This window comes from Bacillus cereus G9842 (assembly GCF_000021305.1).
Classification (GTDB): Bacteria; Bacillota; Bacilli; order Bacillales; family Bacillaceae_G; genus Bacillus_A; species Bacillus_A thuringiensis_S.
Genome location: NC_011772.1, coordinates 2,660,738 through 2,674,920, shown reverse-complemented (window position 1 = coordinate 2,674,920; position 14,183 = coordinate 2,660,738). Strand labels below are relative to the sequence as shown.

The window sequence follows — 14,183 nt, the reverse complement described above, 5'->3', positions numbered from 1 at the left end:
TTTTTATAGAAGAAATTAAATCCTCTATTACTTTTTAATGTCAATAGCTGAAGTTTTATCGTTCCATTCAGGAGCTAAATTAGCAGTTTTACCGTACCAATCAGCGTGTTTAAATAAAACGCCTTTTCCATATCCTTGTGTTGAAGTGTGTTCCCAAAGTGTTGTTGAATAACTTGCAGAAGGCGACGCTGTACTTACAGAAGAAATTCTGTCATTCCAGCTAGATGGTAAGTTTTTAAAGCCACTGCTCCAGTAAATATATTGGCCACCTTTATCTTTATGTTCATAAAAATCAGTACTACCAGCACCACTACCTAAAGGATTAATATTATTTTTAATTGCTTTTTTATCCTTTGCAATATACGCATCCAATGTTTCGCGGCTAGTAAAACCATAAGCTAGCCAATCTCCATTTTCATTTTGCTTAGGTAATACCATAGTAATTTGGATATCTTTCTTATCCTGATCACTTAATTTTGCAAATGAATTAACATTTTGTTCATCCACTTTTAAATAATCAAATGACTTAATTGTGTTACTTTTTTCCTCAGCACTTACTGCACCTAGTCCTCCAGTTAATGCAAAACCCGCTACTAATGTCCCTGCTACTAATTTCTTCAACATATAACCATCCCTTTTTGTTTGAATTTTTGTACAGGTGAATCTTGTACAGCTAAAATGTATTCTAATTTTATACTTTTGTAAATATTCTGAAGTTTTAGAAATAATAGGCGGAATATTTACATTTTTACATTATTTCTTTAGAAAAAATGGTTATTGGAATGATATAATAAGTGGATGCATTGCTTTTACTGGATGTAAAGATATTTTAGGAGAGGTGTCATTGAAATATTTTACAAGAGAATGGTATAAAAAAATGCAAGTTTTAGAATTTGTAAGTTTTATAGAGTCTATAAAAGAATGGTCGGAAATGGATATACAAAGTTTAAAGGAAGAAATAGAGGAAAGGAAAATAGATTTATTAAAATTCCTTCCTGAATCGATATACTCAATTATACAAAACATAACAATTAATTCAGAATACCCATCAGGTGAACTGAAAAAACTTATGCAAGAGTGGACAACAGATTATGAGAAAAGAATGGCACAATTAGATCAATCATACGTAGAATATTTTAATTCCATTGAGAAAAAACTTCCGTCAAATGTCGCTCAGTTACACAAGACATCACTACACGATAGTGTAATTAAAGTAATAAAGAGAGAATCAGAAGATACTTTGTCTATCGTATTAGATTGCAGTGGTACTTTTAGTGAATTTGATAAACTTGAAGTAACCTTTATAGGAGTAACAAAGTGTTCTATGCAGGAAAACTTTGACAGTGCTTGGTGGCTATATCATGAAATAGCTCTTACTGAAGATGGTTTTGAACTAGGTGTTTTATTTGACTCTCCATTTAGAGAAGTGACGATTTGCGCAGCAAATGTATTACTTGTGAAGAAATAATGTTGTATGGAGTATTACAAACGTTTGACATAATAAAAAAATAAAGTTATTGTAGATACATGGAGTCTACAATAGGAGCTGTACTATGAAATATTCTAAAGCTACAAATTATGCTCTTCATACAATGCTTTTTCTGGCAAAGGCCACACCAAATAAGTTAGTTAGTGTTTACCAATTAGCAGAAATGCAAAATGTTTCACCAACGTACTTGTCTAAAATACTAACTAAGTTGACGAAGGAAGGGATGATACACTCATCATCTGGTCCAAAGGGCGGTTACTCGCTTAGTAAGAATTGGGAAGATATTTCATTTTTAGATATTATACATGCAATTGAAGGCAAAACATCATTGTTTGACTGTTGTTTACATGACAAACCTGGATGTTTAATTAATGAGGCAATGCTCGCAGCAGAAGAGAAAATGGAAGAAGAGTTAAGAAATCAAAAAATCGTAGATCTTGCGAAAAAAATAAAAGTGGATTTTTAATCTGCTTTTATTTTTAAATTAATTAAGGATAAAAAGGCTCTTTAATATCTTTAATTGTAGTTAGAAAATGATATGAAGAAGGAGAGAAGATGATGAATAATTTTTGGAATGATCGATATAAATCAGATGAATATTTTTACGGGGAAGAACCTAATACATTTATTAAAGAACAAGCATTTCGTTTAGCAAATCACAATAAAGTAATAGCATTTGCGGAGGGAGAAGGTAGAAATGCTGTATTTCTAGCAAGACAAGGGAACGAAGTAACAGCTATTGATTATTCGGAAGATGGATTAGAAAAGACAAAAAAATTGGCAGAGAAGCATAACGTAAACGTGCATACAAAAAAAGTAGATTTATTAGCTGATAGTTTGCCAGAAAATGAATATGATGCGGCAATTATGGTATTTGGACATTTTCATGATGATTATAAAAAAATGATATTAGATAAAATGATACAAACGATAAAACCTGGTGGATTAATTATGTTTGAAGTTTACTCAAAAAAACAAATAAACTATAGTACTGGTGGACCAAAAGATGTTGATATGCTGTATGATCCAATTGATATCCTTACTTGGTGTGAAGAACATAAGGTAATTCATTTCTTTAATGGAGAACAAGAGCGAGTTGAAGGGAAAGGGCACACTGGTTTAGCTGATGTTATTCAAGTTGTTATTAGAAAATTAATATAAGTGTTAATGAAAGTTAAATGTATGAATGTAAAAAGACCAGTCGTATAAGACTGGTCTTTCTATTTAGATACTAAATTATCAAGTTTCCAATATGTATTTGTTAACGGCGCAGCTTTGCTATCTATGTATAAATACATATTATTTAAATCTTTTGGTGAAGTTTTCAGTTCAAATACAACGTCAGTAGTTAAAGAGAATTCGTGTGGAACATTTTTATAGTGCTCGTCACCTATCGGATGAGCTTTACCTTCATATTTCTGACCAGTTTTTTCATCTTGTATGAAATATTTTATTTCCGAAAGATCAATAGTTTGTCCATCGTCTCGAACATTATTAATCATAACACGAGTAGTAAGGCGCCGCTCTTCGTCTATTTTTTCAAACTTTGCATTTTCAACTGTCGCTCTATAGTATTCGTTTTTAACTATTTCTCCATAGTGCATTGCATTCTTTTCGAGAGCGCTCTTTTCTTGTTTTGGTGTAGTATTGCTATTGCACCCTGTTAATATTCCTGTAAATAATAATGCTGTACATGTCGTTTTGATTAATGATTTCATAGTAATCCCTTTCTGTATTAAAAAGTAAAACATAGGAATAATTTTACATGAATAAGGAAATAAATAGAAGTCTTTTAGTGAAATATGCAAATCTGCATTTATTTTATGTAAAGTTAACAAAATAGAAAAAGAGGAAAACACTGCATAAAGACGGAAGAAAAAGGATTGAAAATATTGTGAAACGGAAGAAACGTGCATATAATTAATATAAAGTTCAAATTTCTGAATCTTCAATAACGGTGGTGATAACATGTTTACTGAAGAACGTCGAGAGAAAATTTTAGAACTACTTAATACAGATGGAAGAGTAATCGCAAAGGATCTTGCGGAAAGATTTGATATGTCTATTGATTCTATAAGAAGAGATTTGTCTATTATGGAGAAGGAAGGTTTATTAAAAAGAACCCATGGGGGTGCAATTGAACTTGCACGAGTGAGAAACTTAGCTGTGGAACCAGCTAAACGTTATAGTGATAGCTCAATATATGAGGACACAATTGCAAGAGTTGCGGTATCTTATATACAAGAAGGTGATTCAATTTTTATTGGTGGGGCTTCCGTTCATAATGCGATGCTGAAATATTTACCGGAAGTATCATTTACGGTTATTACGAATTCTATAGAAATAGCTGGTTATCTACGAGAATATAAGAATATTGATACGTATTTAATTGGCGGAAAAGTAAAACCTTCAGGGAATATTACTGATACACTTGCCTCTGAATTGATAAGTAGATTTTCTATTGATCTGTATTTCTCTACAGGTGGAGGCATTTCATTACAAGGTATTAGTACCGCAACACCTGAAGTTGCTTATTTTAGTAAAAGAGTAAGTGAAATTGCTAGAAGAAATATTTGTTTAGTTCCGCATAATAAACTTGGAATAGATTGTTTTATAAGAGGAGAGTCTCTAAAAAAAATTGACATTATTATAACTGACGAAGAGGCTAGTAAAGAAACTGTTCAGGACTTTGAGAAACAAGGTAAACAAGTTGTAATAGCGCCATTATATTCATTTGAAAGGAGTTTGACATGATTGTAAAAGAGCAAGAGTTTCATATAAATGGATTAACTTATACAATTCGTTCTGCAGCTGAGAAAGATGCAGAGCAGTTATCGAAAATTAGAGTTCAGATTGATGGAGAAACTGAAAATATGGATAGAGATGCTGGAGAGGGATTTATAGATGATCTAGGATTTCAAAAAATAATAAAAACAGATAGTGAAGAGACTAAGAATCTCTTTTTAGTTGTAGAAGTGCACAATCGAATCGTTGGATTTTCAAGATGTGAAGGGTCAAATTTTAAGAGATTATCTCATAAAGTGGAGTTTGGTGTTTGTATTTTAAAAGAGTTTTGGGGATATAGAATGGGTAAGAGTCTATTGCAACAATCTATTAAATGGGCTGATGAAAATGCAGTAAATAAAATATCTTTACAAGTATTAGAGACAAACGAGAAAGCTATTCATCTGTATAAAAAATTAGGTTTTGAAGTAGAAGGCATTTTGAAAAATGACAAAAGACTATCGGATGGAAAGTATTATAATACGGTAGTGATGGGAAGGTTTACTGATACTTTTCATAAAAGAGGGGAAGAGGTATGTTTTACAGAAGGAAGTACTATGTAGTGAAAAATGAATTCATAGAAGTATTTAATGATCATTTCAATAACACGAACTTACCTAATCAGTTAAAGCATGGCTCTAGGCTAATAGGACGCTGGATGAAAGGTAATAAGAATGGTACGTCTGAAGTATTCGCCATATGGGAATATGATAGTTTTGAAAGGTATAAAGAAATTGAATCGAAAATTAGAAGTGACGAGATTCATGTAAAAAGAATACATGATTGGTATGAAAAACATGGCGGAAGAGAATATGTTTTACAGAAGTACATAGTAGAGATGAAAAATGAAGAGTTAGTATGTACTGTAAAATAATAGGAGCGAAGACTAATGCAGGTCAGAACGAAATTATATATTAGTTTATCAGCCGCTATTTTATTTGCAATAGCCGTGATTGTTTTCTTTATAAATGGTAATCCACAAAAGTGGTTTTGGTTATGTATTTTCTTTGCGTCCATTATACAAAATATGGTGCTACTAAAAAAGAATAAAGACGAGCATTAATATATTCAAATTATTAACATATTTGTGTCATCTTTCTAGTTGTATTGAAAACGCTTTTATTCAGTTTTATAATAGAAGTATGTTTTATAAATCTCCAAAACAATTAAAAGGGAGATGATACAATGTTAGCTTCACCGTTTTACTTACATACATGGAAAAAGTTTATTGATGAAGGAGTCTTTGATTCGAACCGTATAAACGAAAGAATTTCAGAGTCATGGCATCGATGTAGACAAGCAAATGTGAATCCTTATATGAATAAAGGTCAGAAAATTTTGTCTTCTAATGTTTTTCAAGAACAAAAGAAAAAGAGTGAAATTTTTCTTGATATAGCATTACCTCAAATACAAAATATGAGAAAAACCATTGATGAACTACAAATGATGGCATTATTAATCGATCCAGATGGTTATGTTCTATCGTTAAGTGGAAATAAACAAACGTTAAAGCGAGCGAAACATATTAATTTTATTGAAGGTGTAAAATGGACAGAAGCAGCTGTTGGTACAAATGCAATTGGAACAGCGCTAGAAATTGAAGAAGCTATTATGATAAGTGGTACTGAACATTATTCCGTGGCATCTCATAGCTGGAGTTGTGCGGCTGCTCCTATCCATAATGATGACGGGAAATTAATTGGTGTTCTAGATTTCTCCTGTCCAATTGAATTTTCGCATCCATATATGCTCGGTATGGTAACTTCAATTGCACATGCAATAGAACGTGAATGTAGCATAAGAGTTCATCAAAATGAATTACACTTAATTCATCGTTTTTTGGATGTCATTGATAGTGACGAACAAGTAGTTATTTGTAATCATCGTGATGTTATCGTTTCTGCGAGTAAGAGTGTTCGTGAACGAATAAATAATTGGTCAAGAATGAAGCTTGAAGAGTTAATGCACCATGGATTGGAAACTAAATTAGAGATACCAGTATATAGTAATGAAAGAATGATTGGGAAATGTATGTATTTAAAGAAAAACAAACAAATAAATACATATTCTGCTTTCGCATTTATAAAAGGAATTACTTTTTCAGGAGTTACCGGGACAAGCAAAGCATTTCAACACACACTAGAAGAAATTAAGCTTGTTTCACCGACTGATGCTAGTGTTTATGTATGTGGTGAGACAGGAGTAGGAAAGGAATATGTTGCGAGAGCGATTCATGAAAATAGCCCAAGAAAAGATGGGCCCTTTATAGCTGTTAACTGCGGTTCTCTGCCTAAAGAATTAATGGAAAGTGAATTGTTCGGTTACGTTGAAGGTGCGTTTACAGGTGCGCGACGTCAAGGGTATAAAGGGAAATTTGAACAAGCGCATGGAGGAACATTATTTTTAGATGAAATTGGTGAAGTACCACCAGAGATGCAAGTAGCATTATTGCGTGTTTTACAAGAACGTACAATAACTCCAATAGGAAGTTCAAAAGAGGTACCAGTAAATATTCGTATTATTACTGCCACACATAAAGATTTACTACGGTTAGTAGAAGAAGGGAAATTCCGTCAAGATTTATATTATCGTTTGCACGTTTATCCGTTATATGTTCCATCGTTAATAGAAAGAAAAGAGGATATCTCATATTTTATACAACACTTTTGCGAACGGAAGAATTGGAATGTTGTATTTCCAAAGAGTATTTGCAATCAATTTTTACAACATACATGGCCCGGAAATATTCGAGAACTAGTAAATGTATTAGAACGCATTTACATCTTGTCGCAAGGACGGGAAATATGCGAAAAGCAAGTCGCTTGTTTGCTACAAACAATGATGGGAAATCAACAACAACTTGAGTTACAAGTTGAAAATAAAACAGAACATCCACTAAATTTTCGCGAAAAAATACAGCGTGATAGCATGATTGAAGTATTACAAAAGACAAACGGAAATGTTTCATTAGCTGCAAAACTATTAGATGTACCCCGTAGTACATTTTATAAGCGAATGCAAAAATATAAGTTATAAAGTAGATTTTTGTAATCTACTTTTTCTTTGTGGGCTCATGTTCTGTCGGAATCTGCGCTTACCGGGGAAATAATAGAATTGTTAGAAGGGAAATTTCCTAATGGAGGTTAGTATGTGAAGTATATTGAGATTGGAATCGGGAATAAGTGGTTCGTTCGAACGGAAACTGAAAATAAAGATGGGACTGAATTTGAAGAACGAGGAATTATAAAACCTATTTACTTAGAGTCTGTATACGTACGAATTTGGTTTCGGAAAACGTGTTTTATTTTTGATACGAAAGAGGGTTTTAAGAAAGATAAGAAGAGAAGGATTGAATATAAATTTATTGTTGGAATTGTGAGTAGGGTGACTGAAGAAAAAGTACGCTAATGAAAAGCATGTAAAGTAAAAGTGGTACTCAATCTATTGAGTACCACTTTCAGTAAATGATAGAAATTTGTTTGCAAGTTTTTTTTGCGACATGTTTTTATCCTTTCTATATAGAAGTTTGTATTAAGAATATTATGCAATAAATATCAGAAAATACAGTTATTAATAGATTAGGAGAGAATAGTATATCAATGTCACTATATTATAAAAAAATCCGTGAGCAATTAGGGCATGAACTAATATTCATGCCGAGTGTAGCTGCTATTATAAAAAATAAACAGGGGGATATTTTATCCCGCATTAACGGGCAGTAAGACTCCCATCTCAAAATTCAGCGAAAGCAAAGAAGTTAGGTGGGGGATCAACTGCCCGTAAAAGCCCGATTGGTTCAACTAATAATCAGTGGGGGATAATAAAACCCCCACTGATTAAAGTTTCACTTTATTTCAATATCCTGGTGGGGAATACTGGAGTTTGCCAGCTGGAGCAATTGAACTTGGGGAAACTCCAGAAGAAGCAGTAGTTAGGGAAGTTTTGGAAGAAACAGGATTGAAAGTACAAGTAAAAAAACAAAAAGGAGTATTTGGAGGAGAAAAGTACCGCCATACATATCCGAATGGTGATGAAGTAGAATATATTATTGTTGTGTTTGAGTGTGAAGTTAGCGGTGGCGAGTTGAAATCGATAGATGGTGAATCGTTAAAACTAAAATATTTCCCTTTATCTGAAAAGCCCCTTTTAGCATTGCCATACCCAGATAAAATATTTTTATAAATGTAAAATAGCACACCGTATTTATTGCAGGTGTGCTATTTATATAACCCCGTCGTATACATTTCCGTCAATGTATGTACTATCTCTTCTAACTCTAATTTTTTATCATTTTTCACAATCGCCCAAAGAAACATCTCATTCATTGCGAACCAAGCACGTGCTACAATTTCTTTATTTAATTCAGGCTGTGCTAATCCACTTTCTTGAGAGTATGTAATATCCTGCGTAATATTGTTTATGAAGCGTTCCCGTATCTCGTCCCATTTTTTACGTATCTCTTTTGATAATCCGATTGCTTCTTCTACAACTTGTAAAATAGCTCGTTCTTTCTTTGCTAGTTGGAGAAATGCTCTAACTTGATTTCGAATCATTTTATGAGCTTCTTCCTTCGTTTGAGGCAAAAAGGAGCGCTTGGAAATATTATGAAATTGATTCATAACATCTTCCATTAAACTAATTAGGAGATCGTCTTTGTTTTTGAAGTATACATATGCTGTTCCGTAACCGGTTTCTGCATGTTTAATAATTTGTGTAATTGTCGTTTTTTGAAATCCGTTACGTATAAAAATAGTGTAACCAGAGTGTAGTAGTTTCTTCTTCGTTTCTAAGGAGCGGTGTTTTCTTGATGAAAGAGTAGAGTTTTTCAAAGAATCACCTCTTTATACTGAAATATCTGAAAATATAAGTGTATTGTAAAAGAAGTTCATATATAAAGTCAACTGACATAATATCATTGACGTTATATCAATTAAGGTGCTATATTTCAATTAGTTAGAATAAAAAGAAAATTAAGAGAAGGTGACACCATGTATAAAGAACCATTTCAACCAACTTATGAGTATGCGCTTGAATGTGATAAACATGATGAACTGAAAGATTTTCAAACTGAATTCTATAAAAAAGAAGGTACTATATATTTAGATGGAAACTCATTAGGGCTACTTTCAAAAAGAGCAGAGAAATCATTACTTACGTTGCTAGATTCGTGGAAAGAATATGGAATTGACGGCTGGACTGAAGGTGAGCACCCGTGGTTCTTCCTTTCAGAGAAATTAGGTAAACTTACAGCCCCTCTTATTGGAGCTTTACCGGAGGAAACTATTGTAACCGGTTCTACGACTACAAATATACACCAAGTTATTGCGACGTTTTATGAACCGAAAGGAATACGTACAAAAATACTTGCGGATGAATTAACTTTCCCGTCAGATATTTATGCACTTCAAAGTCAAATACGTTTAAAAGGATTAGACCCAGATGAGCATCTAGTAAGAGTGAAAAGCCGAGATGGTAGAACACTTTCTGAAGAAGATATTATTCATGCGATGGAAGATGATATCGCTTTAATTTTATTACCTTCTGTTTTATATAGAAGTGGTCAAATTCTTGATATGAAACGTTTAACAACGGAAGCACATAAACGAGACATTCATATCGGATTTGATTTATGTCATTCAATAGGATCTATTCCGCATCATTTCAAAGATTGGGATGTTGATTTTGCTGTTTGGTGCAATTATAAATATTTAAATGCAGGACCGGGTGGTGTTGCAGGACTTTATGTAAATAATAAACATTTTAATAGACTGCCAGGGTTGTCTGGATGGTTTAGTTCTAAAAAAGATAAGCAGTTTGATATGGAGCATACATTAACAGCCGCTGATCATGCAGGTGCTTATCAAATTGGTACACCTCACGTATTAAGTATAGCACCATTAATTGGTTCTCTTGAAATTTTCAAAGATGCTGGTATTGAACGTTTACGTGAGAAATCTTTACATATTACGAGATACATGCTGAATTTAATTGATCATGAATTAAAAGATTTCGGATTTACAATTGGAAATCCGTTAGAGGATGAAAGTCGAGGCGGGCACATTTATTTAGAGCATGCAGAAGCAGCACGTATATGTAAAGCGCTAAAGGCAAATGGAGTAATTCCAGATTTTAGAGCGCCAAATGGAGTGAGACTTGCGCCGGTCGCTTTATATAACACATACGAAGAAGTGTGGAAATCTGTACAAATATTAAAGGGAATTATGAAAGAAGAAAAGTATAAGCAGTTTGAAAATAAGCGAGAGGTTGTGGCATAAGTATGAAAACATCAGAGTGGATTGATATTTCACAACCGCTAAATAATAATATTGCAACGTGGCCAGGAGACACACCGTTCTCGTATGAAGTTTCATGGTCAAAAGAAGAAAGTGGCTCGGTAAATGTCGGAAAGTTAACGATGAGTATTCATACAGGCACTCATATTGATGCACCATTTCATTTTGATAATGATGGAAAGAAAGTATTGGATTTAGATGTTCAAGTTTATGTTGGCCCAGCACGGATTATTGACGTTTCTAATCTTGAAAGCATCGGGAAAAAGGAATTAGAAAGCTTTCATTTAGAAGGTGTAGAACGATTATTATTACGTACATCTTCACATGGAAAAACTGAAGAATTTCCAGATGTGATCCCTCATTTACGTGCAGACATAGCACCTTTTCTATCAGAGAAAGGTATTCGTTTAATCGGAGTAGATGTACCATCAGTTGATCCGTTAGATGATAAAGAATTAGCAACGCATCATCAATTATTTAAACATGGAATTCATATTTTAGAAAATGTCGTACTAGATCATGTAGCAGACGGTGATTATGAACTTATTGCATTACCACTTGCATTAACTGATGCAGATGGAAGTCCAGTTCGAGCCGTTATTAGACCAATATAAGTAGAATTATATAAAAGGGGCGTTTGGCTAATATGAAAGAAAATGAAAAAGTAATTATTGAAAAAGGGATTCATACGGATTTTAAAGAGAATATGACGTATGGGGAGTATTTACAATTAGATAGTTTACTATCTTCTCAAAAAAGATTATCGGACCATCATGATGAAATGTTATTTATCGTTATCCACCAAGCAAGTGAGCTTTGGATGAAGCTCATTTTACATGAGCTAAATGCGGCGATTGAATCTATTAAACAAGATAAATTACAACCAGCTTTTAAAATGTTAGCACGTGTATCGAAAATTCAGTCTCAAATTATTCAATCTTGGGATATTCTTGCGACATTAACACCATCAGAATATATTGAGTTTCGTGATTCACTCGGTCAAGCTTCAGGTTTTCAATCGTATCAATATCGTATGATTGAGTATGCACTTGGCTATAAAACGCCGCACGCATTAAAAATTTATGAAAAGGATCCAGAATTACATGCACGACTTCATAAAGCGCTACATGCACCAAGTCTATATGATGTCGCGATTCAAGCATTAGTAAAAGAAGGATTCCCTATTCATAAAGATGTGTTAAACCGTGATATTACGCAGCCTTATGAAGAAGATGCAACAGTAGAAGCGGCGTGGTTAGAAGTGTATGTGGATGTGAAAAAATATTGGAATTTATATCAGCTTGCTGAAAAATTGATTGATATTGAAGACTGGCTACAACAATGGCGTTTCCGTCATATGAAAACAGTAGAAAGAATTATTGGACATAAAATGGGAACAGGTGGATCCTCCGGTGTTTCTTATTTAAAACGAGTACTTGATCAAAGATTCTTCCCAGAGCTTTGGAATGTTCGTACGAAATTATAAAAATAAACCTGTCAGTTCATTATGGCTGACAGGTTTATTTTTATTTGAGCACAATTATGTTTAAAATGAAGTAACAAGATATAATAAATGGAGTAACTATTTAAATGGAGGTAAAGTTTTTGGATTTCAAGCAACTAGAAAATAAATTCGAAAAGAAAAAAGTGAATACATTTCTTGTTTATCAAAAAGGGGAATTAACAACTGAGTATTATAAAACACCTGAATGTGCAAATAACTTATATAAAATAAATTCGATTACAAAAAGTATCGTATCTTTATTAATTGGTATTGCAATTGATAAGGGCTATATAAATGATATACATACACCGATTACAGAGTGGATTGAAAATGTACCTGGGGAAAAACATGATTTGACGCTTTATCACTTATTAACAATGACTACTGGTGAGGATTGGAAAGAGTTTGGGAATGGAGTAGTATTCCCAAATGACTTTGTAGAATCAGAGAACTGGGTACAGTACATATTAGAAAAGCCAATAATTGAAAAACCTGCTACAAAAATGAATTATAATTCAGGTTCTTCTCATTTACTGAGCTATATTATTCAAGAAGCTACTGGAATGTCGACAGAGCGGTTTGCAAAGAAATATTTATTTGATCCATTAGAAATTAACGAATACGAATGGCAACAAGATCCGCAGGGTATATATGTTGGCGGCTTCGGTATGAAAATGAAATCTACAGATTTATTAAAATTAGGAAAATTATGTTTACAAAATGGATATTGGAATGGGAAAGAAATTGTATCAGCACAATGGTTAGAAGAGTCAAGCAGGGCGCAATTTGAAACATATGAACATGTCGGTGCCTATGGATATCACTGGTGGGTATTACATAACGAAAGATTTCACATACCGTATTGTATATATTTCGCTATGGGATATGGCGGACAATACATCGTTATCATTCCTCAGTTAGAAGTAGTAGCTATTATAAGTAGTCATATGCCAAAGCGTGGGCTCGTTCCATTAAAATTATTTATTGAGCATGTACAGGGAAATTCTAATTATTTATAAGAAAAGGAGGGAATGTATGAGGGGTGAAAAAACTTTATCTTTATTTAGATTATGTTTAAGTCTTCTAGCATGTAGCGCCATTATTACGCAATTCATAATCAGGGCACAAGTGAAACCGTTCAATCCAGTTAACTTTTTTAGTTTCTTTACGATCGAAAGTAACATTTTAGTTGCATGTATTCTCCTTTTAAGCAGTATCGGAACAGCTACATTTGGTCGATCAGAGCAGTTTGGTATACTTCGTGGTGCGGCAACGGTATATATACTTACGACAGGACTAATTTATTTTTTACTATTAAGAGGATTAGAAGAATCACTTCAAACTGCAATACCATGGGTAAATACGGTGCTGCATTATATCATGCCAATTACCATGCTTTTAGATTGGATTTTAAATCCACCAAATAAGAAAATCACCTGGAAAAAAGCTGCAAGTTGGCTCTTATTCCCGTTTTTTTACGTTGTATATAGCTTATTACGTGGTCCAATCGTAAATTGGTATCCATATCCTTTTTTAGATCCGAGAATAGGAGGATATGGTAGAGTCCTTTTATATAGTATAGGGATAGCTGTTGTAATTGGCGCTATTTGTATATTGGTAAGATTTTTAGGGAATCGAAATTTTAGGAAAGAATTTTAGAAATGCAAGAACCCCCACTGTTTCTGTTTTTAACAGTGGGGGTTCACTTTATCTACTCGTCTTCTGAAACGACAACTTTATAAATTTCTCCGTCTTCGTTTCAAATTCTACATCAACAAAAACACCATATTCTTTTCCATCTTCACGTAACCACAATTTAAATTTTTCAACAGTTATTTGAACTGTTTTGGGTTTTCTACCTATATGTAGATAATCAATAATTTCTGCTTTTGGGTATTGTTCTTTCGTCTTTTCTACGGCAAGTTTACCCCATTTGGCATACGGCGGCTGCGCATGAACAATTGATGAGCCTGTATATATATTTGAACATGTTGTTAGGAACAGAATGACGAGTGCGACACGTTTTAACGATTTTTTCATGATGAACTCCTTTTATCCTTTTTTTATATTGTTTACATATTTTTTCAACGATATTAGTTTGGATTTTTTTGTC

The 14,183-nt window shown here is 33.2% G+C and carries 18 protein-coding genes and 2 pseudogenes; 16 read left to right on the top strand and 4 right to left on the bottom strand.

What is annotated here, in order from left to right; genetic code table 11:
- Positions 1–27: 27 nt before the first annotated feature.
- Positions 28–624 carry a hypothetical protein gene (locus BCG9842_RS13355; RefSeq protein ID WP_000914437.1) on the bottom strand — a complete coding sequence of 199 codons (597 nt, stop codon included), beginning with the start codon at positions 622–624 and terminating at the stop codon, positions 28–30.
- A gap of 220 nt (positions 625–844) precedes the next feature.
- Between BCG9842_RS13355 and BCG9842_RS13350 the strand changes: the two genes are divergently transcribed.
- The 3 genes from BCG9842_RS13350 (at position 845) to BCG9842_RS13340 (ending at position 2,650) form a co-directional block, all read left to right on the top strand.
- Positions 845–1,468: a DUF4085 domain-containing protein gene (locus tag BCG9842_RS13350; RefSeq protein WP_000873451.1), complete on the top strand. Its 624-nt coding sequence runs from the start codon at positions 845–847 to the stop codon at positions 1,466–1,468.
- An 85-nt stretch (positions 1,469–1,553) separates the two neighbouring features.
- Positions 1,554–1,955, top strand: a complete 402-nt coding sequence (locus tag BCG9842_RS13345) for an Rrf2 family transcriptional regulator (protein ID WP_000877653.1) — start codon at positions 1,554–1,556, stop codon at positions 1,953–1,955.
- A gap of 89 nt (positions 1,956–2,044) precedes the next feature.
- Positions 2,045–2,650 (top strand): class I SAM-dependent methyltransferase, encoded by a 606-nt coding sequence (locus BCG9842_RS13340; protein ID WP_002094049.1) that lies wholly within the window; start codon positions 2,045–2,047, stop codon positions 2,648–2,650.
- Positions 2,651–2,709: 59 nt separating this feature from the next.
- Here the strand turns inward: BCG9842_RS13340 and BCG9842_RS13335 are convergent, their stop codons facing one another.
- Positions 2,710–3,207 carry a hypothetical protein gene (locus tag BCG9842_RS13335; RefSeq protein ID WP_000838462.1) on the bottom strand — a complete coding sequence of 166 codons (498 nt, stop codon included), beginning with the start codon at positions 3,205–3,207 and terminating at the stop codon, positions 2,710–2,712.
- 250 nt (positions 3,208–3,457) lie between these two features.
- Here BCG9842_RS13335 and BCG9842_RS13330 point away from each other — a divergent pair, with 250 nt between their 5' ends.
- The 8 genes and pseudogenes from BCG9842_RS13330 to BCG9842_RS13295 form a co-directional block, all read left to right on the top strand.
- Positions 3,458–4,243 (top strand): DeoR/GlpR family DNA-binding transcription regulator, encoded by a 786-nt coding sequence (locus BCG9842_RS13330; RefSeq protein ID WP_000493643.1) that lies wholly within the window; start codon positions 3,458–3,460, stop codon positions 4,241–4,243.
- Positions 4,240–4,836: a GNAT family N-acetyltransferase gene (locus BCG9842_RS13325; protein ID WP_000635676.1), complete on the top strand. Its 597-nt coding sequence runs from the start codon at positions 4,240–4,242 to the stop codon at positions 4,834–4,836. The genes BCG9842_RS13330 and BCG9842_RS13325 overlap by 4 nt, the downstream gene beginning before the upstream one ends.
- Positions 4,809–5,147, top strand: coding sequence for an NIPSNAP family protein (locus BCG9842_RS13320; RefSeq protein WP_000499995.1), 339 nt, complete (start codon positions 4,809–4,811; stop codon positions 5,145–5,147). The genes BCG9842_RS13325 and BCG9842_RS13320 overlap by 28 nt, the downstream gene beginning before the upstream one ends.
- A 15-nt stretch (positions 5,148–5,162) precedes the next feature.
- The gene (locus BCG9842_RS31340; protein ID WP_001198099.1) at positions 5,163–5,336 is read left to right on the top strand and encodes a hypothetical protein; all 174 of its coding nucleotides are present in this window, start codon (positions 5,163–5,165) and stop codon (positions 5,334–5,336) included.
- A 122-nt stretch (positions 5,337–5,458) separates the two neighbouring features.
- Positions 5,459–7,309: a sigma-54-dependent Fis family transcriptional regulator gene (locus BCG9842_RS13310; protein WP_000881379.1), complete on the top strand. Its 1,851-nt coding sequence runs from the start codon at positions 5,459–5,461 to the stop codon at positions 7,307–7,309.
- A gap of 114 nt (positions 7,310–7,423) precedes the next feature.
- Entirely contained in the window at positions 7,424–7,681 is a 258-nt protein-coding gene (locus BCG9842_RS13305; protein WP_000873836.1) for a DUF3977 family protein, read from the top strand.
- 185 nt (positions 7,682–7,866) lie between these two features.
- Positions 7,867–7,971 (top strand): annotated as a pseudogene (locus BCG9842_RS13300) (phosphohydrolase); the annotation flags it as partial.
- A gap of 151 nt (positions 7,972–8,122) precedes the next feature.
- Positions 8,123–8,455: pseudogene (locus tag BCG9842_RS13295) on the top strand (NUDIX domain-containing protein); the annotation flags it as partial.
- Positions 8,456–8,490: 35 nt separating this feature from the next.
- Here the strand turns inward: BCG9842_RS13295 and BCG9842_RS13290 are convergent.
- Positions 8,491–9,102 (bottom strand): TetR/AcrR family transcriptional regulator, encoded by a 612-nt coding sequence (locus tag BCG9842_RS13290; protein WP_000798549.1) that lies wholly within the window; start codon positions 9,100–9,102, stop codon positions 8,491–8,493.
- A 159-nt stretch (positions 9,103–9,261) separates the two neighbouring features.
- On the opposite strand from BCG9842_RS13290, the gene kynU reads away from it, so the two are divergent.
- The 5 genes from kynU to BCG9842_RS13265 all read left to right on the top strand — a co-directional run bounded on the left by kynU (position 9,262) and on the right by BCG9842_RS13265 (position 13,729).
- Positions 9,262–10,548, top strand: a complete 1,287-nt coding sequence (kynU, locus tag BCG9842_RS13285) for a kynureninase (protein WP_000276296.1) — start codon at positions 9,262–9,264, stop codon at positions 10,546–10,548.
- Between the two features lie 2 nt (positions 10,549–10,550).
- Positions 10,551–11,180, top strand: a complete 630-nt coding sequence (kynB, locus tag BCG9842_RS13280) for an arylformamidase (RefSeq protein ID WP_000858077.1) — start codon at positions 10,551–10,553, stop codon at positions 11,178–11,180.
- Positions 11,181–11,212: 32 nt separating this feature from the next.
- Positions 11,213–12,052 carry a tryptophan 2,3-dioxygenase gene (gene kynA, locus BCG9842_RS13275; protein ID WP_000661940.1) on the top strand — a complete coding sequence of 280 codons (840 nt, stop codon included), beginning with the start codon at positions 11,213–11,215 and terminating at the stop codon, positions 12,050–12,052.
- A 119-nt stretch (positions 12,053–12,171) separates the two neighbouring features.
- Positions 12,172–13,089, top strand: coding sequence for a serine hydrolase domain-containing protein (locus tag BCG9842_RS13270; RefSeq protein ID WP_000346246.1), 918 nt, complete (start codon positions 12,172–12,174; stop codon positions 13,087–13,089).
- Positions 13,090–13,105: 16 nt separating this feature from the next.
- Entirely contained in the window at positions 13,106–13,729 is a 624-nt protein-coding gene (locus BCG9842_RS13265) for a Pr6Pr family membrane protein (RefSeq protein ID WP_001213866.1), read from the top strand.
- A gap of 48 nt (positions 13,730–13,777) precedes the next feature.
- Here BCG9842_RS13265 and BCG9842_RS13260 read toward each other — a convergent pair whose 3' ends face one another.
- Positions 13,778–14,110, bottom strand: coding sequence for a DUF3889 domain-containing protein (locus BCG9842_RS13260; protein WP_000749154.1), 333 nt, complete (start codon positions 14,108–14,110; stop codon positions 13,778–13,780).
- Between the last annotated feature and the right edge of the window lie 73 nt (positions 14,111–14,183).